The sequence below is a fragment of the Enterobacter sp. UPMP2052 genome, from assembly GCF_053709675.1.
The window spans coordinates 1-22,538 of record NZ_JBSKJR010000022.1; the positions used below are offsets into that span (position 1 = coordinate 1).

18 protein-coding genes and 11 pseudogenes are annotated in these 22,538 nt (G+C 47.8%); 17 read left to right on the forward strand and 12 right to left on the reverse strand.

Features of this window, described 5'->3' with window-relative positions:
* Window positions 1–171: 171 nt before the first annotated feature.
* Complete coding sequence (locus tag ACWKX3_RS23815) at window positions 172–486, reverse strand: hypothetical protein (RefSeq protein WP_454542624.1); 315 nt, start codon at window positions 484–486, stop codon at window positions 172–174.
* Window positions 487–873: 387 nt separating this feature from the next.
* Between ACWKX3_RS23815 and ACWKX3_RS23820 the strand changes: the two are divergent.
* The 3 genes and pseudogenes from ACWKX3_RS23820 to ACWKX3_RS23830 all read left to right on the forward strand — a co-directional run.
* Window positions 874–999: pseudogene (locus ACWKX3_RS23820) on the forward strand (type II toxin-antitoxin system RelB/DinJ family antitoxin); the annotation flags it as partial.
* A pseudogene (locus ACWKX3_RS23825) lies at window positions 989–1,279 on the forward strand (type II toxin-antitoxin system RelE family toxin). The pseudogenes ACWKX3_RS23820 and ACWKX3_RS23825, both read left to right, overlap by 11 nt.
* Before the next feature lie 168 nt (window positions 1,280–1,447).
* Window positions 1,448–2,623 carry an IS4 family transposase gene (locus ACWKX3_RS23830; RefSeq protein ID WP_454542625.1) on the forward strand — a complete coding sequence of 392 codons (1,176 nt, stop codon included), beginning with the start codon at window positions 1,448–1,450 and terminating at the stop codon, window positions 2,621–2,623.
* Window positions 2,624–2,880: 257 nt separating this feature from the next.
* On the opposite strand, the pseudogene ACWKX3_RS23835 reads toward ACWKX3_RS23830, so the two are convergent.
* The 4 genes and pseudogenes from ACWKX3_RS23835 to ACWKX3_RS23850 all read right to left on the reverse strand — a co-directional run.
* A pseudogene (locus tag ACWKX3_RS23835) lies at window positions 2,881–3,481 on the reverse strand (DUF2913 family protein).
* A 645-nt stretch (window positions 3,482–4,126) separates the two neighbouring features.
* On the reverse strand, window positions 4,127–4,315 hold the full coding sequence (locus ACWKX3_RS23840; protein ID WP_454542626.1) for a hypothetical protein: 189 nt from the start codon (window positions 4,313–4,315) through the stop codon (window positions 4,127–4,129).
* A 601-nt stretch (window positions 4,316–4,916) separates the two neighbouring features.
* The gene (locus tag ACWKX3_RS23845) at window positions 4,917–5,714 is read right to left on the reverse strand and encodes a right-handed parallel beta-helix repeat-containing protein (protein ID WP_454542627.1); all 798 of its coding nucleotides are present in this window, start codon (window positions 5,712–5,714) and stop codon (window positions 4,917–4,919) included.
* A 452-nt stretch (window positions 5,715–6,166) separates the two neighbouring features.
* Window positions 6,167–6,448, reverse strand: a pseudogene (locus tag ACWKX3_RS23850) (Tn3 family transposase); the annotation flags it as partial.
* Between the two features lie 23 nt (window positions 6,449–6,471).
* Here ACWKX3_RS23850 and ACWKX3_RS23855 point away from each other — a divergent pair.
* From ACWKX3_RS23855 to ACWKX3_RS23895, 9 genes and pseudogenes are all read left to right on the forward strand, one after another.
* Window positions 6,472–6,791: pseudogene (locus ACWKX3_RS23855) on the forward strand (ATP-binding cassette domain-containing protein); the annotation flags it as partial.
* Window positions 6,792–7,023: 232 nt separating this feature from the next.
* On the forward strand, window positions 7,024–7,542 hold the full coding sequence (locus ACWKX3_RS23860; protein ID WP_454542628.1) for a hypothetical protein: 519 nt from the start codon (window positions 7,024–7,026) through the stop codon (window positions 7,540–7,542).
* A complete protein-coding gene (locus ACWKX3_RS23865) occupies window positions 7,542–7,763 on the forward strand; it encodes a helix-turn-helix domain-containing protein (protein ID WP_454542629.1) in 222 nt (73 codons plus the stop codon). The genes ACWKX3_RS23860 and ACWKX3_RS23865 overlap by 1 nt, the downstream gene beginning before the upstream one ends.
* Before the next feature lie 563 nt (window positions 7,764–8,326).
* Window positions 8,327–9,514 (forward strand): efflux RND transporter periplasmic adaptor subunit, encoded by a 1,188-nt coding sequence (locus ACWKX3_RS23870; protein WP_454542630.1) that lies wholly within the window; start codon window positions 8,327–8,329, stop codon window positions 9,512–9,514.
* Window positions 9,511–11,451, forward strand: a complete 1,941-nt coding sequence (locus ACWKX3_RS23875; RefSeq protein ID WP_454542631.1) for a MacB family efflux pump subunit — start codon at window positions 9,511–9,513, stop codon at window positions 11,449–11,451. Before ACWKX3_RS23870 ends, ACWKX3_RS23875 begins: the two co-directional genes overlap by 4 nt.
* A 3-nt stretch (window positions 11,452–11,454) precedes the next feature.
* Window positions 11,455–12,825: an efflux transporter outer membrane subunit gene (locus ACWKX3_RS23880; protein ID WP_454542632.1), complete on the forward strand. Its 1,371-nt coding sequence runs from the start codon at window positions 11,455–11,457 to the stop codon at window positions 12,823–12,825.
* A complete protein-coding gene (locus tag ACWKX3_RS23885) occupies window positions 12,826–13,092 on the forward strand; it encodes a type II toxin-antitoxin system TacA family antitoxin (protein WP_454542638.1) in 267 nt (88 codons plus the stop codon).
* Window positions 13,093–13,124: 32 nt separating this feature from the next.
* Window positions 13,125–13,340, forward strand: a pseudogene (locus ACWKX3_RS23890) (GNAT family N-acetyltransferase); the annotation flags it as partial.
* Between the two features lie 217 nt (window positions 13,341–13,557).
* Window positions 13,558–14,930: pseudogene (locus ACWKX3_RS23895) on the forward strand (ISNCY family transposase).
* Between the two features lie 52 nt (window positions 14,931–14,982).
* Here ACWKX3_RS23895 and ACWKX3_RS23900 read toward each other — a convergent pair.
* From ACWKX3_RS23900 to ACWKX3_RS23915, 4 genes and pseudogenes are all read right to left on the reverse strand, one after another.
* Window positions 14,983–15,174, reverse strand: a complete 192-nt coding sequence (locus ACWKX3_RS23900; protein WP_274897167.1) for a DUF7706 family protein — start codon at window positions 15,172–15,174, stop codon at window positions 14,983–14,985.
* 325 nt (window positions 15,175–15,499) lie between these two features.
* Window positions 15,500–16,492 (reverse strand): annotated as a pseudogene (locus ACWKX3_RS23905) (IS481 family transposase); the annotation flags it as partial.
* Window positions 16,428–16,649: a hypothetical protein gene (locus ACWKX3_RS23910; RefSeq protein ID WP_454542633.1), complete on the reverse strand. Its 222-nt coding sequence runs from the start codon at window positions 16,647–16,649 to the stop codon at window positions 16,428–16,430. The pseudogene ACWKX3_RS23905 and the gene ACWKX3_RS23910, both read right to left, overlap by 65 nt.
* A 90-nt stretch (window positions 16,650–16,739) precedes the next feature.
* Entirely contained in the window at window positions 16,740–17,060 is a 321-nt protein-coding gene (locus ACWKX3_RS23915; RefSeq protein WP_454542634.1) for a recombinase family protein, read from the reverse strand.
* A gap of 29 nt (window positions 17,061–17,089) precedes the next feature.
* On the opposite strand from ACWKX3_RS23915, the pseudogene ACWKX3_RS23920 reads away from it, so the two are divergent.
* Window positions 17,090–17,519 (forward strand): annotated as a pseudogene (locus ACWKX3_RS23920) (DMT family transporter); the annotation flags it as partial.
* A gap of 428 nt (window positions 17,520–17,947) precedes the next feature.
* Here the strand turns inward: ACWKX3_RS23920 and ACWKX3_RS23925 are convergent.
* A pseudogene (locus ACWKX3_RS23925) lies at window positions 17,948–18,477 on the reverse strand (TIGR00645 family protein).
* A 243-nt stretch (window positions 18,478–18,720) separates the two neighbouring features.
* On the opposite strand from ACWKX3_RS23925, the gene ACWKX3_RS23930 reads away from it, so the two are divergent.
* The 4 genes from ACWKX3_RS23930 to ACWKX3_RS23945 all read left to right on the forward strand — a co-directional run bounded on the left by ACWKX3_RS23930 (window position 18,721) and on the right by ACWKX3_RS23945 (window position 20,749).
* Window positions 18,721–19,218 carry an E3 ubiquitin--protein ligase gene (locus ACWKX3_RS23930; protein ID WP_454542635.1) on the forward strand — a complete coding sequence of 166 codons (498 nt, stop codon included), beginning with the start codon at window positions 18,721–18,723 and terminating at the stop codon, window positions 19,216–19,218.
* Between the two features lie 32 nt (window positions 19,219–19,250).
* Window positions 19,251–19,481 carry a GlsB/YeaQ/YmgE family stress response membrane protein gene (locus ACWKX3_RS23935; RefSeq protein WP_454542639.1) on the forward strand — a complete coding sequence of 77 codons (231 nt, stop codon included), beginning with the start codon at window positions 19,251–19,253 and terminating at the stop codon, window positions 19,479–19,481.
* Between the two features lie 53 nt (window positions 19,482–19,534).
* Entirely contained in the window at window positions 19,535–20,200 is a 666-nt protein-coding gene (locus ACWKX3_RS23940) for a DUF421 domain-containing protein (protein WP_454542636.1), read from the forward strand.
* 363 nt (window positions 20,201–20,563) lie between these two features.
* Window positions 20,564–20,749, forward strand: coding sequence for a hypothetical protein (locus tag ACWKX3_RS23945; RefSeq protein ID WP_454542637.1), 186 nt, complete (start codon window positions 20,564–20,566; stop codon window positions 20,747–20,749).
* Between the two features lie 527 nt (window positions 20,750–21,276).
* Here ACWKX3_RS23945 and ACWKX3_RS23950 read toward each other — a convergent pair.
* Window positions 21,277–21,936, reverse strand: coding sequence for a GH32 C-terminal domain-containing protein (locus ACWKX3_RS23950; protein WP_454542640.1), 660 nt, complete (start codon window positions 21,934–21,936; stop codon window positions 21,277–21,279).
* Window positions 21,913–22,494 (reverse strand): annotated as a pseudogene (locus ACWKX3_RS23955) (glycoside hydrolase family 32 protein); the annotation flags it as partial. The pseudogene ACWKX3_RS23955 and the gene ACWKX3_RS23950, both read right to left, overlap by 24 nt.
* Window positions 22,495–22,538 lie beyond the last annotated feature (44 nt).

Consider the following 22,538-nt stretch of genomic DNA (forward strand, 5'->3'; position numbering starts at 1 on the left):
TGATGAGTCCGGTAGCAACGTTTCCCCATATCCCCGTCCCCTGAGTGATCAACTGTACGGTAACAGGATGAGATGTCGCGGCAGCTAAGGTGTCTGTCGCAGCCTGAATATCTTCCATTGATCTTTAACCTCTTTTAATTCTGGAAAATCCCGCCTGCCACTATTTACTCTTTATTCTATGATAATGTAGGAACCCTTAAACCAGTGATCTATCTGACAGGATTGCCAGGGCGGAGCACAATGCTGGGACAGTGGTGTTTTGTAGTCACCAACCAGTTGCCATGACTCCGAGCTACCAGTACGTTCAGCAACAATACTGCCGTTACGCTTCAGGATTTTCGGCGACTTCCAGTTATGTTTGGCGTTAATCACTTCTTCCGGCGTTGCATCTGTCATTCCTGAATACAGCCATAGCTCCTGATGGCCATACACTGCTTCAAGCTCCCTGATCACATCGTAAAATGATCTGAATGTTGGATTACCCATTTCCCGCCCTCAAATTCTTTCCCATCAAATAGTCACTCAGAGTAATTATGACGCGCAGCATAACTGACTACGCACAACCCTGCGTCTGTCACGCGGATAATTTTCCCCTGCCGTCATCATTTTCATGCTGACAATAAGCAGCCATATAGCCGCACCACTAAATTAACGGATGGCCGTTTCGATGTGATCCGATTTTTTGCGTATTTAACAGTTTCCGGAAGTGTACCATGCACACGGAATAACCACACCGCCCTTTTCCGGTGCTGAACGGCCGGTCACGGGGCAGGGGTGTAACACAACATATATGATAAATAGCATCTGAAGGCGTGGCACATATTGTGTTTACGCGCCGCTGCGTCCCGGCAGCGGGAAAGAAGATCCGGAACACTCCCCTTTGCTGAAGTCTCAGTGATGGCGAGCGAAGATGATGAAGACGCTGATATTCTGGCAGTCGTTCGGGAAAGACTGAAAAATCCGGCAAGACGGATCAGGGTTAACGTTGATGACCTTTAATGTTGAATTTGACGAAAGGGCGTTCAAGGAATGGAATAAGCTCGAAAAGACGATCCGTGAGCAATTCAAAAAGAAGCTAAAAAAGCTTCAGCAAAACCCTTATGTGGAATCAGCCTGACTGCATGGTGATCTGGCAGGCTGCTTTAAAATAAAGCTGAGAGCATCTGGTTTTCGCTTGATTTACAAGGTTATCGATGACGAGATTGTTATATGGGTGGCCGCAGTAGGTAAACGGGAAGATGAAAAAGCCTATGAAACGGCCCGAAAGCGTCTTTTATAAAAGAAATACAAACGTATTGCATTTGTATTCATGATATCAGAAAAAATAACTATCACGCTCATACATAACAAAACCCACCTTGAGGTCTGACGGTTCCCCATAAATAAAGACAGGCATAGAAGGTTGTGATCTACTTAGTGTTCCACCAAAAAGTAAGGTCACTCCTCTATGCCTGCTTCACAAGTTTGCCATAAATTTTTCAGCCAGTCCCTGAACTCCATTCATCAGTACCGTAAAAATGCCCTGCTCGATATGACCGTGGCCCTGACGCGTGGTGCTTCGCTTTCTCTTACCAGCATCGGCAGATACCTGCCAGGCCCCGCACGTGTTAAGCACAAGATTAAGCGTGTTGACCGGCACCTCAACAGCGACCTGATGTTCAGGGATATTCCCTCCGTCTACCAGCAGCTTGTATCGCGCCTCACGCACAGCCTTTCAGTTTGTGTCATTGCCGTGGACTGGAGTGGCTATCCTTCATCAGAACTCAGTGTTTTGCGGGCAAGCTTATTGTGTGATGGCAGAGCTATCCCTCTGATGAACACAGTTATTTCTTCCCGCTACCAGAACAACTCTGCCGTGCAAAATGCCTTTCTCGATCAGATGGCTGCCGCCATCGGCAAAGACAAGCAGGTCATTATCGTGACCGATGCAGGCTTTCGCAGCAGCTGGTTTCACCACATCCGCTCTCTGGGCTGGGATTTTGTCGGACGGGTCAGGGGCAGCCTCTATTTTCAGGTCGTCGGGAATGAAGAGTGGCAGATGGCACGGGATATTGCGTCGACAACAACGGCGCGCTATCTGGGATTCGGGCGACTGGCACGTAACGCCAGCCGTGACTGTCCGGGACATTTCTACACTGTGCATAAGCGGGCGACGGGCAGGAAAAGCAGCCAGCATTACCCCGGAACAGACAGGATGTACCGCAAAAGCGCACGTGAGCCGTGGCTGCTTTTTACCAGCCTGATGGGATATAAGCCACGCGAGATAGTGAAAATTTACAGTCGCCGTATGCAGATAGAACAGAACTTCAGGGATGAAAAAAGCGAACGCTATGGGCTGGGGTTGCGGGCAAGTAAAAGCCGGGGAGAAAAAAGAATATCCGTGCTGTGTCTGGTGGCTACCCTTTACAGCATCATTATGTGGCTGACGGGATATTTTATTGAAAGTAAGGGAATAAACCGCTGGTTCCAGGCGAGCAGTGAGAAATCACGCAGGGTGCTGTCGTATCTGACGCTGAGTGAAAATGTCATGCGGCAGTCGCCGGGACTCCTGTCGGGGATGAACCCCGACAGGGTATACGCCGATATGGCGAGGGCCTATCGAAACATCATCATGGTGTACTGATAATGTTTCTGGGGATCCCTCAGACCTTGAGGTGGGTTTCGCCAGAAATATATCTGGTATTCAGAAGCGCCTTTCCCGGACCAGGCCTGACCAGCGTACGCTGGTAGCGGGATGTCTGGATTAACCAGTCTGCAGCATCCTTAACTGCATTATCATGGCCTCATGTGTATATTACGACCAATATACCTTCACCCTGTGTTGCGGCTTTGGTGGTTGATGACTGATTACAAATGTATTACATATGTAATAAGAATAACCTATCCGGCATCCCGGCAGGCTACCAACATAAACTGGTGGGGCAGGGTCGTATCCTGTGCCGAATCAGCCTGCCAGCCACAGCGGTTAAACAGCTTAATCACACCCTCCACACTCCCCGTCAGCTGAGCCATCAATGGGTTCACCTGATGACCATTACCATCAAAAGCGGCATCAAGGTTAGAGCGAGAAAGGTAAACTCCGTTAACTCCGCCGTTCAGTGCTGCGGCATACCGGCCCGACCATTCTCTGTCATTCAGCAGACGGTAATTCCAGTGCATGTCCTTCGCTGTCTCCAGGGCATACGTCAGCCGGAACAGGTCGTTCTGCTCAGACAGTTCGATGGAGCAGGATCGCCAGAGGTAGTTAAGTTTGCTGGCCAGCTTCGCGCTGACGCCCAGCTGGTGCCCCTGCTTAAGCAGCCACTCGAGATCGGGTGTGACATCGCGAGAAAAACGTCGTTGCTTCAGTGCTTTCGCCAGCCAGCGGGTAATAAACAGGTTTTACTGCGACTCCGACGCCACCAGGCCATCTTCCCTGGCAGTCAGCAGAGCTGATAAGTGCACACCATGCCAGGTGACCCGTTTTTTCCATATTTATCATTTCATCACCTGCCCGGGGGCTGTCCTTCAGCACTGATGTTTGTCATCCAGTTCCACCAGTCGGTTGTTCATCTGGTCGGGATGTTCCCGGGATACCTCGCCCCTGACTGGCGCCAGCTGCAGCGTAAGGTGCCTGGCCACGCTATCGTCCTCACTGTCCGGTGCACCAATCATCTAGACCGGGTAGGGAGCATACCTGACGTCGCTCCGGAGACGGTCGCCGAGGGACACCATATCAGCCTCAGACGCACACTCCGGTGCAAAAACCAGCCGGGCAGTAATTCGCCCGCAGCGGGAGCAGGGAAACATGGTGTTCTCAAGTAGCGTCGTGCCGGGAATGGGAGCCGGTGGTGAGGGAATGGCACCATCAGACTGTGGCCGGGATGCTCAATCAGCGCATCTGCCATCTGTTGAGCAACCATCTCCTTTCTGTTCCTGGTTCTTCATGCATCACCCTGGCATATTTTAACCGTAAAGGAGGCAATCAGTCATATGAAACTAAGCGATTACTATAAATTTATTCAATGCCTTCCATAGTTAATCAGCTATAGAAATGAATATACGTTCACTGTCATAGATATTTATTATCCTTTTAGTTTTATCTTTATTCCAGTGACAACGACCTGCAAAGATGATTGCAGCACCATCAGAGACTTTCAGAATCTGAAATACTGAATTTTTCAAGAATGGCATCACGCAGGCCGCCTAATGGTATTCCAACATCCCTGCATTCAGCAGGATTAAGCCATTCAATATCATTATTCGAATTATACAGCATTCCCCAGTAAAACCTGAGTGCATTTTTAGTCATGGTTTCAGCATCAGGGAATTTCACAAATAAATTTTTGGCTTTATACTTGAAATCGCCGAACGGGATGATCGTATCAGACGTCGCCAGTCCTATTGCCCTGATGAAGCTGTGCAGTATTTTTTAAAGTGAAACTGTCGGAACTCGCTTTTGTTCTGATTTTAAGGTGTGGACTTTATTGTGCCCCGTACCGGTTATCCCCGTTTCCCCGCTGAAACCAGACGGTTCGCTGCCTGCTGAAGAAGCACTGTCAAAATTGAAGCTTATGTTAATTGTATCTGACTCTGCGATTAACTGCTAAGCTTCAGAAGCATTTTTGACTTCCCTTTGTCGTTGCGGTGAGAGTGTATTTTCCCTGCAGGTGCAGTACCGGGACCCAAAACATGCCTGAGCACGTCAGCTCCCGGGCCAGCCCCTCCAGCGCCCTGTGCCGGGCACCGGTTTCACTGAACTCAGACAGTGCTGAAAAACGGACTTCAGGTTAGAAACTCGTCGAAAACCGCATTTTATCACCATAAATCCCCTATTCTCCTGCTGTCATGGCACCTCAGGAAATAAAACTAATGGTCAGGAAAATTTTAAAACGATGATTCAGTTTCCTAACCATGAACAGATCCGTTATACGTCTTCATTGATCCCCGTTACCAACAAACTGTGTATCTTCATCAACATTACCTGAAGAATTCCCTTGACTCTGAATTCCAGCAACTTTATTTTTCTCAAACCAGTTGCCACCTCTTAGATGATACTTTTTTACATCCTTGAGATATAAACCAACATCATTCCATTCAATACAATTACCGTCTAAGGTAACACATATAGAATTTTCTATATACATGCCATAAACATTGAAATCCAGATAGTTTTTATTTATATTAAGGACATTGGAAAAGTCAGGGTATCGAGAGCAGTGAATTCCCTCTTGACATCCGGTGATTCTGTTTCTGGAAATGAATCCTCCAGTAGTTCCGCTTACATCGAGGCCAAACCAGAAGCCACCTATTAAACAATTTGTAACTTCTCCCAAACCGAATGTTGATTTTATACCAATAGATAATGATGCATATTTATCAGCAGATAATGGTCCATTAAGACAAAAGTGTGAAAAATGAAGGTTTCCTGTTTTATCATCTATTAAAATCCCATTCAACTCTGTGGCGTCAATCTCTGTGCTTCCAGCTCCTCTCATAACTACGGGGCGCCATAGTTGATTCTTATCTTTAAGATCAACCGTAATTGTTTTGTTAACTTTGAATTTCCCCGCAGGAAAATTCAACTCTCCACCATATGGAGATAGATTTGATATAGCATCATTTATAAACCTTGAAACATCAGTATTGGAAGTTCTTGCATAAATTTCATCGTGAAGTTCTTCTGGGATAAACTTCATTACATCACTTTCTTGGGCTGTTATAAATGAGTTCATGACCAATCTACCTTTCTTACGGTTTAATAAGTTATTAGTTTACCCTATTGTATTAGGTTTTTCATGGGGTGTTGACCCCACATCGTGCGATTTGGCGTCGTGGATTGAAGGGGTCAGTTTGGATATCGAAAAAAATTGTACGGTAAGCCTGTTTTTTGAACAGGTTTGCCTGTCGCGATAGGGTGTACCCCCGCGCTATACGGCGTTTGACGCGGATTTTGTCTAATCGGATAACCTAAATGCGATACCAAAAGGGCGATAACTTAAAAGCGATAGCCACTGATGCCAAATCAATTCATTACGGATACGATTGGTTAAATAATGCACCAAACGTACAATAATTTCCCATATCCAAACTGACCCCTGGATAGTTAGTGAGGATACAGAAGGCCAGTCCAGATTGATAACGCTGTATACCCATGAGATCCAGTAAATCGTCGCCATATGGCCTATGATTCTATTGTTCCGGCTTTATGTGCTGCTGTATATTTGATTTTCTCGTCATACTGCTTTGCAATAAGCTCCCAGCCTATTTCCCGGGTTAAAACCGGCGTAAGATGAGAGTACAACGATGTATCTTCCTTTTCACATAAATACAGTTTTTGTCAGGCGATCGCTTTCAGGTTTAGCTTCAGATTGAACCCTTGTACCTCATTGAACGTAAAGCCCACGTCACTCTGCCCATGGCTGTCCACATACAAATGGGTAATTCCCATTTAGGAACAGTGGCGCAAATGCGGTCAATGAACTAAAAGGCATTAGACGAACCTACACCGACGGCGGTCAGGCCCGGACGGTGTTGAAAGGCATCAACCTGACCATCGCCGTTGGCGAACTGGTGGCGATTATTGGTACCTGGGGCTCCGTCTAATCGACGCTGATGAACGTCATGGATTGCCTCGACGTGCCGGATCGCGGTGACTACTACATCAGCGGCCAGAACTCCGCCAATCTGACACCGGACAAGTTGGCCCGCCTGCACGCGAACATATCGCTTTTATCTTCCAGCGTTACCACTTGATGCCCAATCTCAGCGCGCAGGACAACGTCAAAATCCAGGCGATTAGCGCTGGGGCTAGAGGGTAACTCAATTCGCCCGGGAAGTGCTGGCGATCCTGAGCGAACCACGAAGGATTTTTTTAGATGTAGATGTTCAGTAACTTAACATACTGATATTTATTCTAAATGTAATTTTTTGGCTTTAATGCTTATCTCATTACTGTAGGAAAATGTAAAATTTACCTTGCATTGTTATCGATTAACGATAATAATGCAGTGCAATTGCATAGAAGGTAGGAAAGTGCTAATTATGACAAGAGATCAAAAAATATTATTATTATGTCAGGCGACACAATTTATTTTTGTAATCAGCTTGATTTTAATACCGGTAATTGATCAATATATGCTTTTGAAGAATGGTCCAACTGCATTCACAGTTATCAACGGCATATTATATGATATTAACAGAGAAGCGGGGTTTCACCAAAATATATATTTGCAGTCGTTAATATATTTAATAAGAGATTTAATTTTGGGATGTTTGTTATGGCAGGCCAGTCGGATATTCCGAGAGCTAGGGGCAGGCAAAGGTTTTTACTGCAATGGCAGGGGGATTGTTTATAAAATAGGTGCAGGCTTTGTTTTTTATTGCATCTTCTTATTCATAAGTGATATGATTTTACTAAACTACCAACATGACGGCCACTTCATTTTTTATTACCAGATCGATAATCTATTATATTTGCCAATCGGATGTGCAGTTATAATATTTGGGTATGTACTAGAGGAGGCCAATAATATTAATGAAGAACAAAAGTTGGTAATATAGTGGCCATTCAAATTAGACTTGATGCGTTATTAAAAAAAAATAATTTAACATCAAAACAACTGGCTAATCTGATAGGGATTACAGAGGCTAACTTGTCTATTCTAAAGTCGGGAAAAGCAAAGGCAGTAAGGTTCTCAACCTTATCAGCTATCTGTCGGGAGTTAAATTGCCAACCTGGGGAAATTATTTATTATGTAAGTGAGTCTTATGATAACTCTTGATATTAAAAACAAGAAAATATTAGACTACCTGAGCAGAAATGCAAAAAAAACGAGAGATGCTGATGTGATTTGCCTTTAAAAAAGAGGTGTTCTAAATCGCTGATAAAGTGAGTAAGCCGCACAGTTAAGTAGTGGCTTTTTAATGTGGTTATTTGCCGTATGCGATTACAATACGTGGTACGGATCTGGTAACCCAAAGCGTTTGCGGTGTTTATCGAACAGATGACTTATTTCATGATAACGGATAAGTGGTAACCTTGTTTGGCAGAGTTCAACACTGTCCCGCTATTTCTTGATGCTTGGCATCCCTTTGCCCTCAAAAGGTTTCCGGTTGACAGTATGCTTAAAATACATCATTTAGCAAATTTTTCTGACAAATATACCATTACTAAAATAGTGGTGAATTATGTCTGTACAGCACCAAATTTTTCCTGAAGAGCGGTTAATCCCCTAGCCAACAGGATAAAATCTAAACAGATGTACCGTGTTTAGCTCCAGTAGAGACAGGAGCATTCACAGTGAGAGCCGCGATCACCGCTTCATCGTTATGGAAAACCTGAACAATGCTAACGAAATATATCTCTCGCCGCGCCTTAGTCTTTTTCGTGGCACTGCTCATCGTTCTGATCATCGCTTTGTTCTTCTCTCTGAGAAGACCTGATGTACCGGAATATGTTACCGCCCCAGTGCGCAAAGGCGATATTGAAAATTCCGTTTTGGCGACCGGCCGCATCGACGCAATTGAACGCGTCAACGTAGGGGCGCAGGTTTCAGGCCAGGTTAAGTCACTGAAAGTGAAGCTGGGCGACCACGTGACTAAAGGGCAGTTAATTGCCGACATTGACGATGTGCCTCAACGTAACGACTTACGCATTGCTGATGCTGCGCTCAACGAAGTGAAAGCCGAACTCCAGGCGAAGCAGGCGCTCCTGAAACAGGCCGAACTGCGTTTTAAACGCCAGCGCCAGATGTTAATTAAAGATGCCAGCTCACGCGAAGATTTTGAGTCTGCGGAGGCAACGCTTGCCACCACCCGTGCTGAATTACTGTCTCTAAATGCAAAACTGGTTAAGGCGCAGATAGAAGTGGATAAGAAAAAGGTCGATCTGGGCTATACGCAAGTTGTAGCACCGATGGACGGTATTGTTATCGCTGTTGTCACTCAGCAGGGACAGACCGTTAACTCAAGCCAGAGTGCGCCGACCATCATAAAGCTTGCGCGTCTGGACGTGATGACCATTAAAGCTCAGATCTCTGAGGCGGATATCACGCGAATTTCACCGGGACAGAAAGCCAGATTCACCATTTTCTCTGAGCCGGATAAGCATTATGACGCCACGTTACGTACCGTTGAACTGGCCCCTGAGTCGGTTATGAAAGATGATACCCTGGCCAGCAGTAGCTCATCCTCGGGGTCAGGCACGTCAAATGCTTCGGTGTACTACAACGCGCTGCTGGATGTCCCCAATCCAGAAAATCGGCTGCGAATTGCCATGACAGCGCAGGTTACGATGCTTGCTGGTGAAGCTAAAGATACGCTGCTGGTGCCCATTCAGGCAGTACGCAGAGCCGAGGAAAATAAGCAGCAGGTCCAGGTGCTGGCGGCTGACGGCAAGCTGGAAACACGGGATGTGAAAACCGGCATCACCAACAGCGTGGATATTCAGATCCTCGAAGGCTTAAAGGTCGGTGAAAATGTCGTTCTGTCGCAGCCGGGTGAGAAAGCGCCCGTGGAAGGGTTTGTATCTTGAGTAATATCATAGAACTCAGGGGCATCAGCCGCACCTACAGGAACGGTGGACAGGATCTCACCGTGCTTAAAGGGATTGATTTGACTATCGCTGCCGGGGAGATGGTCGCGATCATCGGCGCCTCCGGTTCCGGTAAGTCAACCCTGATGAATATTATGGGCTGTCTCGATGTCCCTGATTGTGGCGACTACTATATCAGCGGTCAAAATGCCGCCCAGCTTTCACCTGACGATCTGGCAAGAATACGCCGTGAACACATCGGTTTTATCTTCCAGCGTTATCATTTAATGCCCGACCTGAGCGCGTTAAGTAACGTTGAAATTCCGGCGATTTATGCCAATAGTGAGCGCGAAAAGCGCCGTCTGCGCGCGGCGACATTGCTTGGAAGACTCGGGCTGGAAGGTCGTGAACATCATAAGCCGGGAGAGCTTTCAGGCGGCCAGCAGCAGCGTGTAAGTATCGCCCGCTCGCTGATCAACGGCGGTGAAATCATTCTGGCGGATGAACCCACCGGCGCGCTGGATACGCAGTCCGGTCAGGAGGTGCTGTCAATACTCAGTGAACTGAATCAGCGTGGCCATACCGTGGTTATGGTGACACATGATATGAAGGTAGCGCAGCATGCTAACCGTATTATTGAACTGCGTGACGGTGAAATTATCGCTGATAGCGGCAGTTGCGTAACTGCTTCGGAAACGCTGCCATCACCAAGCCTTATCCAGCAAAGCCGTTGGCAAATGCTGCTCGACCGTACTCGTGAATCGCTTCAAATGGCGCTAAAAGCGATGAACGCGCACCGCTTGCGTACCACGCTAACCATGACCGGGATTATTTTCGGTATTGCCGCCGTTGTCACCGTCGTAGCATTGGGTGAGGGCGCCAAGCAAAAGACGCTGGAGAATATTAAAGTTCTGGGGACCAACGTGGTCAGAATCTATCCAGGACGAGATTTCTTTGACGACAGCACTGAAGCCATTCGTACACTGGTCCCGGCAGACGCCGAAGCATTAGCAAAGCAGGGGTTTGTTGACAGCGTCAGCCCCGAAGTTAATGCTTCCGACAACATTCGCTTTCTCGGTAAATCCGCTACCGCCACGATCAATGGCGTTGGGCGCGATCATTTTCGCGTAAACGGTATTGAACTGTTGCAGGGATCAACTTTCCAGGACGATCGAAATGCCTCGCAGGAAGTCATCATTGATGAAAACGCCCGCAAGGCGTTATTTGACGATGCAGGACTCAAGGCACTTGGGCAAATCGTTTTTCTGGGTTCCGTGCCTGCTCGGGTTGTCGGCATCGCCAAAAGCAATAACCAGAGCTACGCACCAAACCGCATTACGGTATGGGTACCCTACAGCACGGTAATGTACCGAATGACAGGAAAACCGGTGTTGACCAGCATTAGCGTCAGGCTAAAAGACACTGTGGCGGACGAGACGGCGGTTAGCGCTATTTCCCAGCTGTTAACCCAGCGTCACGGTACAAAAGACTTTCAGCTCTATAACTACGAACAGATCAGAAAATCAATCGAACACACCTCAATGACCTTCAGTATCCTGATTCTGATGGTGGCCTGCATCTCGCTGATGATCGGCAGCATTGGGGTGATGAATATCATGCTGGTGTCGGTCACGGAACGGACCCATGAGATTGGCGTGCGAATGGCGGTCGGTGCGCGTCAGGGCGATATCATGCAGCAGTTTATGATTGAGGCTGTGCTGGTATGTCTGATAGGCGGAGCGTTAGGTATTGCACTGTCGTATGCCGCCGGAGCGCTGTTCACCGCGCTGGCAGGGGGCCTTTTCACCGCCATTTATTCGTGGCAGGCCGCTGCTGCCGCATTCTTCTGCTCAACGTTAATCGGCATGATCTTTGGTTATCTCCCTGCCCGCAAGGCAGCAAGGATGGATCCGGTCGTTTCACTGGCCAGCGAGTAACCCATGAAAATATTATCTCCTTTAACGGTATGCCTTGCTGTCCTGCTTAGTGCTGGCTGCGCCGACTCTCTGAAAAGCGACTATCAGCCTCCTGAGGTGAAATACCCTGCCAACTGGTATCAGGCGGATGCTGCGGAGGAGAGGATGCCGTTCAACTGGCAGGCCTTTAACGATCCAGACCTCGACGGCTGGCTGCGGCAGGTGATGGTGCGCAATAACGATGTCGCGGGAGCGGTATTGCGTGTGTATCGCGCCCGCCTGGACGAAGAGCGGATTGGCATCGCAAACGATCCGGGACTCACAGGTTCGCTCGCGCTTGACGGTAAAAAACAGCTGAACAGCTCAGCCAACTGGAGCAGGGGCAGCGTTGCCAGTATTAATACCAGCTATGAGCTGGATCTGTGGGGCAAAATAGCGCGGCAGCGCGACGCGAAGGCATGGGCACGTTTTGCCTCGGAAGAGGATCTGCGTTCTGCCCGCCTGACGCTGCTTTCAAATGCCAGTAATAATTACTGGCGTTTAGGCTTTATTAACCAGCAGCTGTCTGTCCTGCAACAAAGCATCGACTATGCAAAAGAGACGCTGCGCCTGGCTAACGCGCGTTATGCCGCGGGCGGCACCTCCTCTCTGGATGTGGTGGATGCGCAGCAGGGCGTGCTTTCGCAGGAAAACAGGCTGGCGGCGTTGAAGAATGAACGTTTACAGGCGCTCAATCAGCAAGCCGTTTTGCTTGGAACCGCGCCGGGCAGCGCGATAGTCGAACCGAAAGCGTTGCCAGTGGGACCACTGCCGCAGGTCAGTGGAAAGATCCCGGTCAACGTGCTGCGGCATCGACCCGATATCAGCGCTAAAGAGTGGCGGGTACGGGAAGCATTGGCCACCGTTGATGTCCAGCGTACTGCATTTTATCCAGCGTTTAGTCTGACCGGCTCGCTTGGCACCAGCAGCAGCAGCCTTATGGCCTTCCTGGAAAATCCTGTAGGCTCTGTTGGAGCAAACCTGACCCTGCCGTTCCTGGAATGGAGAGAAAGGGGCATGGACGTGAAGATTGCCCGCAACGACTACGAACAACGGGTTCTTGAGTTTAAACAGGAACTTTACAAGGCGATGAGCAGCATAGAAGATGCGCTTGCTTTACGTCATCAACTCCTGGAACAGGAGACGCTTCTACGTGAAGGCCTGGAACTGGCGAAAAAATCAGAGAGGCTAAACGAAGTTCGCTATCGTCAGGGCGCGGCGCGAATTTCTTTCTGGCTTGATGCTCAGGAGAAACGCCGTCAGGCCGAACTGGCACTGTATGAAAATCGCTTTAACCAGTTAAATAATCTGGCAAAAATCTATATGGAGTTTGGCGTGTCGTCTACCTTCCCTTAAATCTTGCCAGATGTTCAGCTTAACCTCAGAGCCAAGGGGTCTCAAAGAGCACTTATTGATGCTGCTACAGAGATCCTCCATAAATCACGTGCAGACTTCATCCTTGAGATGGCGTGCCAAGCTGCGGAGAATGTGACCTTCGATCGTCGCGTATTCAATTTTAACGATGAGCAGTATGCAAAGTTTATCGATATGCTCGATGCACCCGTTGAGGATGACGCGGCCATCAATAAACTCCTGGCAAGAAAACCTCTGTGGGACGTGTAACAGCACCGGAACCATTATCCAGCGCTCATTAGCTGGCTGAGTTTGTCAGCGGGGAGGCTATACGTGATGACTGGCTTAAACAGAGAGGGTTAAAAAACCAGGTCCTCGGTGCCGCCCGAACGTTCGTTGTTTGTAAAACAAACACGAAGCAGGTTGCCGATTTTTACTCTCTGGCCACCGGCAGCGTTAACCATGCGGAAGCCACGGGAAGTCTCAGGTGCAATATGCCTGATCCCATCCCCGTAATTTGTTCCTCAAACTTCCATAATAGATCATAACAGAGAAGGGAACTCGGCACACTTTTAAGTGATTGAATTTAAAAGGCTATAACTAATAATTTAACATAATCTTTGTTATACGCACCAATATTGTAGTAGCTAAATTGAGATGTCCGTCTCTGACCAAATAGACATGTCCGCGCTACAGTCTCACCACAGCGATAATTGCTTTCAAAGGATGAGACTCATGACGGCATACAGAACGGAGTTTTTCTCAATGAACGATGTAAACCGACTCAGGATCCTTCAGGACGTTATCGACCGCCGTCTTACCACACGTCTTGCAGCAACCCGGCTTGAGATATCTGACAGACACTGCCGACGGTTGCTGGAGCGCTATCGTGAACATGGGCCGCTTTCACTTGTTAACCGTCGTCGTGGCCAGCCCGGCAACCGGCAACTCATGCCGGGCCTCGCTGAACGAGCACTGCGTATTATCCGCGAACGTTACGCTGATTTTGGCCCGACTTTAGCCTGTGAGAAGCTTGCCGAGGTTCATGGGCTGTATCTGGCCAAAGAGACGGTACGCAAGCTGATGACACAGGCTGGTTTATGGATCCCCCGCAAGTTACGGCCGCCGCGTGTACATCAGCCACGACCGCGTCGGGCCTGCACCGGCGAACTCATCCAGATTGATGGCTGTGAGCATCACTGGTTCGAGGATCGTGGTCCGGCCTGCACACTGCTCGTTTACGTTGATGATGCGACGAGCCGGCTGATGCAGCTTCTGTTCGTCAGTTCTGAGTCCACTTTCACCTATTTTGAAGCCACCCGGGGCTATCTGGAGCGTTACGGTAAGCCTCTGGCGTTCTACAGTGACAAGGCCAGCGTCTTCAGGATCAACAACAAGCAGGCCACCGGCGGAGATGGCCAGACTCAGTTTGGTCGTGCCATGAACGAGCTGAACATCACCGGCATCTGCGCCAACACAAGTTCAGCCAAAGGCCGTGTAGAACGGGCTCACCTCACGTTACAGGACCGCCTGGTCAAGGAGCTGCGGCTCCGTGGTATCAGTACACCAGAGGCCGCAAACGCCTTTGCCGAAGAATTTATGGCTGACTACAACCGCCGGTTTGCCAGACCTTCAAAATATCCCAAAGTTCTGCATCGACCCGTGTCTGAAAGCCACGAAGAACTGGATGATATCTTTGCCTGGCAGGAACTACGTAAGTTGTCTAAAACGCTGACATTCCGCTATGAAAAAATGATATATCTCGTTGAACCTACTGAAGAAAATACACGCATCTCTGGCGAAAAAATAACAGTCTACGACTATCCAGACGGCACGCTGGCATTCAAATACGGTTACCGTTCACTCAAATATCAGGTATTTGACAAACTGGAATGTCTCGACCAGGGGCAAATTGTTGATAACAAACATCTTGGGGCTGTTCTGAAGCTGGCGCAAAGCAAAATGGATGAACTCGAACGCGATGGTAAGCGTGACCGGAGCAAAAAGATGCCAAAACGACGGGCTCAGGCCAGGGTTCAGGAGCAATTGAGGGCCATTAATCCCGTGCTGGTTGACCCGAAAAATTCACGGCCAGTTTGAAACGCTAGCCCCTGCTCTGCCTGATTTACCTAAAACTCTGGCCGTATTCACGGCCTGGGTTTAACGTGGTGCGTAACCTTCTTCGCGCAAGGCTTTCTGCAATTTATCGATCGCGTCTTTCATAAGATACGTCTCATCATCACTGATGGCACAGGCTCTCATCTCAGTCCAGGTCAGACGCTTAATAAACTGTGCCAGCGCCATTGCTTCTTTATCATCGAGTTCAAGAAATAACTTCTCAATACCTTTCATAAGCATCCCCCTTAAGGTGAGATTCAATATTATCATATGGCAGTGGCCGGAAAGAGTATCCTGCATCAAAAAACTGATAACCGTTGCAACCACAGGTTTTCAGGACAGAGTTCAGAAGCAACCTTCACTTAAGGTGACATTTCAAACTGGCTAAAACGGGTGACTTTTTAATCTTGTAATAACAGATTTTGTAGTAGCTAAATTGAGATGTCCGTCTCGGGGCTGCGGACCTTTTCCTGGACTGCTATGGTGTGATCCCCAGATTCTGCCGATACTTCACCGGACTCATTGCACCTAATGGCAGATTGGTCAGCCAGTCCTCCTAGCGAGAATGAGCCTGCGAACGGTGCGGTTGTTCGTTATAGTGGAGCAAGTAACGCAATAACCAGGCATTGGCCTGCTGCTCGGTTTCCGGTTTGTGAAAATGATACAGGGTTTCGTGCGTTTCCTTGACGGTTTGGAAGGGACGTTCCACCTTTCCTATGGAACGAGTGGTCACACGCTCACCGTCCTTACCCGCGGGCAGATGCGTCAACCAGTTAACTCCCAGCGCCAGCATGGCGTCCTGGAAAATACGGCTTTTGGCCACGGGGCCATTATCGAGATACAGCATTTTGGGTCTCCCCATCAACGCAAACGCAGACTCAGCCATGGGTGCCATGGCGGCGTAGAGGAATCGCAATGCCGACCCCGCATCCTCGCCGTAAACACAGTGATATTCCTGATAGGCCACACCACTGCGATCATCAACCACGCTGAACAACATCAGCGTGGGTTCGCCTTTCTCGGGGTCTATCCATTCAGGTACGTCAATGTGCTTCAAATCGGACGGTGACATATCAAACTGCCAGCAGTCATTGCTGTATTCGGCCTGGATCCGCACCGCAGGGGGCGGACGGTGCAAATGGGGCTGATTCAGGTGCCAGTGAGCAAGATACCGGTTGACGGTGCTGCGGGTTAACAACCCCTTAGGGGCCTGAATATGCCCCTGTTCAGTATCAACGCCATAGTCTTCCAACAACTCGCTGGCCCGCCGGGTAGAGAGATGACGCCCCTTCTTATTGGTGGTGCGAAACTTGAGGGCCGCGACCAGCTCACAGTAGCGTTCCATGTCACGTTTGGGCAAAACCCGTGGCAGACCGTGATCAAGGCGGTGAGCGGCATGGGGCTTGAGCAAATCATTGAGTGCCCGGTACACTGACGTGGCCGACAACCCGTACAATTCAGACATCGCGGAGATTTGAGCTGCACGCTCAGAACTTGTGGGCGATAACCGTTCCAGCCGCTGACGCAACTGTAATAATGCTTCGGCAGGAATGCTCTAACGCCATCCCGGTGGCATCTTTAATGGCCTTGCTCAGATAGTTATATAATTTTGATTTGGAGATCCCCATCATATTGCAGATTTCCTCAATGGTATGATTCCGCTCCTGATGTAACTTCAGCGCCAACGCCTTTTTTGTCGGACTGAGCAACGCGGGTCTGCCTCCCTGACGCCCCCGCCGGCGAGCCGCCGATAATCCTGGCTGTGTCCGTTCACGTACCAGGTTGCGTTCAAACTCTGCCTAGGCCCCAAAGGGATGGAAGACCAGACGGCCACCGCTGGAAGTATTATCAATGCTTTCCTGCAGACTGCGTAGCCCGTCGAATCGCTCAACCAGTTGCAACAAATTTTTCAATGAACGCCCCAGGCGATCCAGACGCCAGATGACCACGGTATCACCGGGGCGAAGCGAATTAATCAGTCTGACCAACCCTTCACGTTCAGCCTGGGCTCCACTTACCGTGTCTTCATAAATACGTTCACACCCGACCTGCGTCAGCGCATCACGTTGCAGATCGAGGTGTTGATCGTCAGTGGAGACCCGCGCGTATCCGATAAGCATGGTATATATTCCAGTAAGTCACGAAATTTGAGAGAAGCTGTACTGTCTCTGTTATAACATTTAATGCGCTCCCATGCTTTCTGGCAGGATTGATACTTTCTGCGGCAGGATGATTCTTCGAAAGACCACAGGTGTCAGGTTTCTCAGCACACTCAATATTAGCTACCTTGTATCTGGGAGCTTTTGCCGGGGTTTTTGGGATATTGTGCTACTTTGCACTTCAGCAAAAGGCCAGTGCCTTTCAGGCTTCACTTGTATTCCTGATTTTTCCTCTGATTGCGGTAAGCCTGGAAAACTATGTATATGGATATGCAATTTCAACTCAATCAATGCTGTTTATTAAAAGGCTAGTTGCCGGGATATTTCTTACTCTTTTCTCACGGCAGTGTCTGCAACAAACATCGGGATCGCTCACCACAAACAAATAATGGTATTCATGAGCATACTGAGACTTCCTGATGATTTAAAGAAAAGGCTTTCGTTTTCAGTTAATGTGGGTCGGTTGAAATGGAATGCAGGTCGTCGCGGATAAATGCAGGTGCATTTGCAGGTATTGTGGGTCTGAGACTATCGCTGGTTGCAGCTAATGTGGGCTGAAAATCAGGGGTAAATGCAGGTTTGGGTATTTATAAACGCAGGTCGCTACAAGTACACTTCATTCAGTGAGGTGCGGTCGGTGATCTCTAAGAAGCGCTCTTTCGCTACTCTACCGCTTCGCTTATTCCGGCACTCGAGTGGAAGTTTTTTTTAATCGGGATTAGTAATCTGTGGATAAAATCGGTTTAAGATAACATAAAGACACTGGAAGGACGGAAGTTAACCTAAGATAATTCTCAAGGAAAATTAAATAGCAGGGATATGGCATCACGTAAATAAATATTAATGATTTATATCATTCGGGCAAGATGACTCACTTGGATATGTTGCTCATCGTTTTTAGATAATATCTCTAATACCTGCATTGACAGGGCAGTGATAACGAAGCAAAGCTGAAGCCCCATATACATCATTATTTTATTATCAGGAATATTCCTTGACTCCATAAAAACACCCAGTAGATGGATAATGGATATTGAAACTACAGAGAAGAAAACCTTATTTTTAACGATCCCACATCCATCTTGCCTATTCATGACAACTCATTATCTGCCCCTTTTACATTAAACCGCGAGACAAAGTTTTCATAACCGGAAAAAATGACCATAACAAGCAACCCCCCTATCAGAACAAAGTCGATAAGTGATAGCAGGCTAAGTATTATTTCTTCATTGTTATAATGAGCTACGTTCCACACTATCTCATACAACTCAACAAAGAATTTATAGGTTAAAACTATCAGACTGGCAGATAGCCCCAGATATACCGGAGCCATTATCCATCTTGCTCCAAATAAGACTTCTGCAAATAAATTCTCCATATAACCTCCTGATTTAAACACAATAACTAACAGCCAACTTATTGATTTAATTATCATTATATAACTATTGTTTTTTCGAAAACCAAAACCATTTCAAATGAAAACAGATCTCTTCTTGACCTGTCTCAATATGTCATTATATTTGATAAAATATAAATAATATTGCGAACACTGGCAACTGTGAACGTGCACCACAAAGAACTGTTAATTATATACCAAAAACAAATAAAAGAGGGATTCTCTATGAAGTTATGGAACAAAACGATTTTGGCTGCAGCAATTACTCTTCTCATTGCCGGTTGTGATAACGCGGATAAAAAAGTGGATAGCAACCTTAATCAAGCCAGGGAGGCCGCCAGCCAGATCAAAGAAGCTGCTGCTGACAAAGCTTCATCCATTAAAGATGAAGCGGATAAGCATATTGATGCTGTTAAGCAGGAAGCCGATAAACAGGCAGATCAACTCACTGAGAAGGCAAAATCCATCAAGGCAGAAGCTAACGCAAAAGCACAGTCTTTAGCCGATCAGGCTAAAGATAAAGGAGATGAAGTCAAAGCCGGTGCTAAACAAAAAAGCGATCAGGTCGTAGAGAAGGCTGAACAGATCAAGGCACAAGCCATCTCCGGCGCTAACGAGCTGGCAACTGATGCTGCAGCTAAAACCCAGGAAATCAAAGGCAGCATGAAAAAGGGCAATTCCCCGGCACAGGCTGGTTCTATCCCAACTGAAAACAAACAATAATTCCAGGAGGCAATATGGGTATTTAATCCTGGATTATCTTCGGACTTATCGCGGGTATCATCGCAAAATGGATTATGCCGGGTAAAGAAAACGTAGGCATTATCTTCACCATTATTCTGGGGATCGTCGGTGCTGTAGCAGGAGGATACATTAGCACGTTCTTCGGATTCGGTAAGGTTGATGGGTTCAACTCTGGCAGCTTCGTCGTGGCAGTGACTGGCGCTATAGTTGTTCTGTACATCTACAACAAAGTTAAAAGCTAAAGTTATAAAAGGGGCACAGGCTATGCCCCTCTTACAAAGGCAAGGACTTAGACATGGAATACTACGGAATTGTTCTGCTTAAGTTTGTAATCGGGTTTGTTGTTGTCATATCTCATCTGAACTTTTCTGGTAAAACCCAGCTTTCACAGATGACTCCGGTTGACTTCATCGGGAACTTTGTTCTTGGCGGGATTATAGGTGGCGTTATATACAGTGATGCTATACCCATGCACCAGTACATCATTACATTATTCATTGGCGTTGCTCTTATTTCTTTACTCAACTGGGTAAGTAAACACGTCTGGTTCTTCAGGTCATTTACCATTGGTGAGCCTATCCCGATCATTAAGAACGGTCAGTTTTTGATGGACAATATACTCAGGCGTCGCAATAAAATAGATATCATTAATGTCGCGTCTCAACTTCACTCTCAGGGCGTACATTCATTTCAGGAAATACGCTACGCACAAATAGAGCCAAGTGGTTCTCTGTCTGTGGTTCGCGAAGGCGGTAAAATGCCGTCAATAATTCTTATGAAAGATGGAAGAGCACGCCTTTCAGAACTCACTGGTATTGAGAAAGACGAAGAGTGGCTTGATAACCTACTTAATGTAATTGGGATAGAAAGAGAACAGGTATTCATCGCAGAATTCTGGGATGGAGAGACCACTTTTATTCTTAAAGATGGAAACGTAAGAAGAACTCAAAAACGGGAGTGATAATCACAAAAAAGCAACGAGTCACTGATGATACCGTTATGAATTTTCACTGAGACTGCTCAGTTATACTGATAAGTTCTGTTGCCGGAACCTGAAGGGGAAATCACCTACCCTCTTCAACAGGCGTAACAGCACATGAGCCCCGTCCGGTGACGGCATTTCCGGCGGGAACATTCTTTGGGTGATACGCTGATTCTGTAACCATGGCATCAGCTTTCGTAATTGGCAGGAGGACGCGGAGCTGCATACCGTCAGAGTCCAGCTGGTTAAGCTGCTGTTGGAGATGAATTCCGTGCGTTATTAACGCGGAAACATTAGGTTACTGATTGGTCTGTCTGATTTCAGGTAAAGGAGATGCCGATAATGACTTACGGGGAAGAACACTGGTCTGCAATCATAGAACGGTTCAGAAAGACTGATTCACTGGAATTCTGTGTCCAGAAAACGCTGGTTACACCTGACGATCCTAATGAAATGGTGTTTTTAAGGACTCTGGCCCAGAGAAAGAAAGAAGAGCTTGAGCAAGAGCAGGATATTCATGATGGGTAGCAGATGGTCGGTCAGTTTATGCTGGAATGATCCCGGATACTGCCGGAGAGATACAGGTAATCGACACCGTTTCAACTGTTCTCAGGAAAGCGATATATATACCTCTGCCCTTTTCCTGCCCCTTCGCCTACCAGATTGCCGATTGCCGTCTTTTCTTCTTAGCCCCTGGCAAGAAAAAAATGTTTATGATCCATGGTGTTGTATTTAAGGGGATATCTGGTCAAAAAGGCCCAGTCTGTCCCACATCAGCTGTTACTTCGGTCGCTGTACCGGCGACGGTACCCAAGTCGCTTACTGCAGCTCCTGCGGCTGATGCCGTGGCGCTGACGACGCTTCCTGCCATGTGCCGAATGCCGCCAGCAGCAAAACTCAGCACGACGGATACCACGGACCGGGCCAGCACAGCTTTGCCCACCCCGTAACCTCCTCGTCAGACGCAGGGGAGAGCAGTGAAAACACCATCCCGGAGCCAGGAGTGGTCATCAGCATGGACACAGCAGTAACTGTTACCACTCCGGGAATAACGCTTACTTATAACTAAGCCTTTTAAGATGCGTTTGATGACAGCGGAAAGCCAAGACCGGGCGACCAATATGACCGCCTTGCATTTCATTTCTATTTAAAGGGCTCATAGGCATTGTAGGTTGGACTAAGGGTGTTAAGCCGAAGGCTGGACAGCCTGCCTTTCCCCCTACAGCGTGCACGGTTAGCGATGTAAATGCGGCACGCGTAAAATAGAGGGCCGTACCGGACGCCATGCCCTGTGCCGCCAGAAGTTCGATGGATGAGTTATCCAGAATAATATGCATATTCGTTGAGGTGGTGTTCGGCGGCAGCGCGTAGGAGAAGCGATCGGTATAGTATGGGTTGTCGAAGCCATGCGTATTGTGGCGATCGATGAAGAATCCGCCAAACGCCGAACTGTCAAAGCCGATGCTCAGCGATTCTCCTTCATCGTTAGCAAAAGTCAGTGAAAGTAAAGTGTCCACGTCAATGTCTGTTAGCAGTGTTATCTCCACAGCCTCTCCTGGCGGCAGCGAAACCGTCCAACTTCCTCCGGCATCTAATGATTTTTCGCCGTTATACAGGGTCTTATTTAACTGACTGGATAGGTCAATAAAATGCTGAGTAAGCTGCCATTCACCGCGAAAATTTAGCAGCCCGAGCTTCCTTGGAATGGTCATCATGCTGCGTGACGGCGTTGCTGGCATCTGGTTGGCATACTGCCAGTTGCATAGCCAAGAGAGCCCAACCGGTGCATCCTCAATACCGGAAAAGCTTTGGAAGGCATAAAAGTCTTACGCGAAATCGACGAAGCGAGCAGCATGATCGAAAGGCGTAAATTGGCAGCCATCGAAATTCCCAACGAAATATTGAACGGTGCTAACGTCCAGCGGCGCGCCAGGGTTAATGGAGAGCAACAGGACCCAGACGAACTTACCGCTTTCAACTTCGATAGCTAATAAGTCGGGACATCCATAGTCGATACCTAGTAGGCCTGACTTTTTAAATTCACATGACTTTTCCCAATGGCGAAGATTAACCGACTCATAAAACTCGACGATGTGGTTTCTGGACTGCACCTCCACCATGACCCATTTTTGATTGGGCTCGTACAAGAACACCTTTGGATCGTAAAACTGCTGGGAATTAATATCAATGATGGGATTTCTATCATAATGATTAAATGTTCGTCCGTTGTCGGCACTGTAAGCCAGCTCCTGAACCTGCCTTAACGCCCCGCCCGAGTATAGAACAGTAAAATTCCGCCATAGTTATCGGTAAACAT

Bases quoted from the DNA above. Each gene is read 5' to 3' on its own strand.
- ACWKX3_RS23815 (WP_454542624.1), bottom strand. From the start codon at position 486: ATGGGTAATCCAACATTCAGATCATTTTACGATGTGATCAGGGAGCTT.
- ACWKX3_RS23830 (WP_454542625.1), top strand. From the start codon at position 1,448: ATGCCTGCTTCACAAGTTTGCCATAAATTTTTCAGCCAGTCCCTGAAC.
- ACWKX3_RS23845 (WP_454542627.1), bottom strand. From the start codon at position 5,714: ATGAACTCATTTATAACAGCCCAAGAAAGTGATGTAATGAAGTTTATC.
- ACWKX3_RS23860 (WP_454542628.1), top strand. From the start codon at position 7,024: ATGACAAGAGATCAAAAAATATTATTATTATGTCAGGCGACACAATTT.
- ACWKX3_RS23870 (WP_454542630.1), top strand. From the start codon at position 8,327: ATGCTAACGAAATATATCTCTCGCCGCGCCTTAGTCTTTTTCGTGGCA.
- ACWKX3_RS23880 (WP_454542632.1), top strand. From the start codon at position 11,455: ATGAAAATATTATCTCCTTTAACGGTATGCCTTGCTGTCCTGCTTAGT.
- ACWKX3_RS23900 (WP_274897167.1), bottom strand. From the start codon at position 15,174: ATGAAAGGTATTGAGAAGTTATTTCTTGAACTCGATGATAAAGAAGCA.
- ACWKX3_RS23915 (WP_454542634.1), bottom strand. From the start codon at position 17,060: ATGCTTATCGGATACGCGCGGGTCTCCACTGACGATCAACACCTCGAT.
- ACWKX3_RS23930 (WP_454542635.1), top strand. From the start codon at position 18,721: ATGAAGTTATGGAACAAAACGATTTTGGCTGCAGCAATTACTCTTCTC.
- ACWKX3_RS23940 (WP_454542636.1), top strand. From the start codon at position 19,535: ATGGAATACTACGGAATTGTTCTGCTTAAGTTTGTAATCGGGTTTGTT.
- ACWKX3_RS23945 (WP_454542637.1), top strand. From the start codon at position 20,564: ATGACTTACGGGGAAGAACACTGGTCTGCAATCATAGAACGGTTCAGA.
- ACWKX3_RS23950 (WP_454542640.1), bottom strand. From the start codon at position 21,936: ATGATGACCATTCCAAGGAAGCTCGGGCTGCTAAATTTTCGCGGTGAA.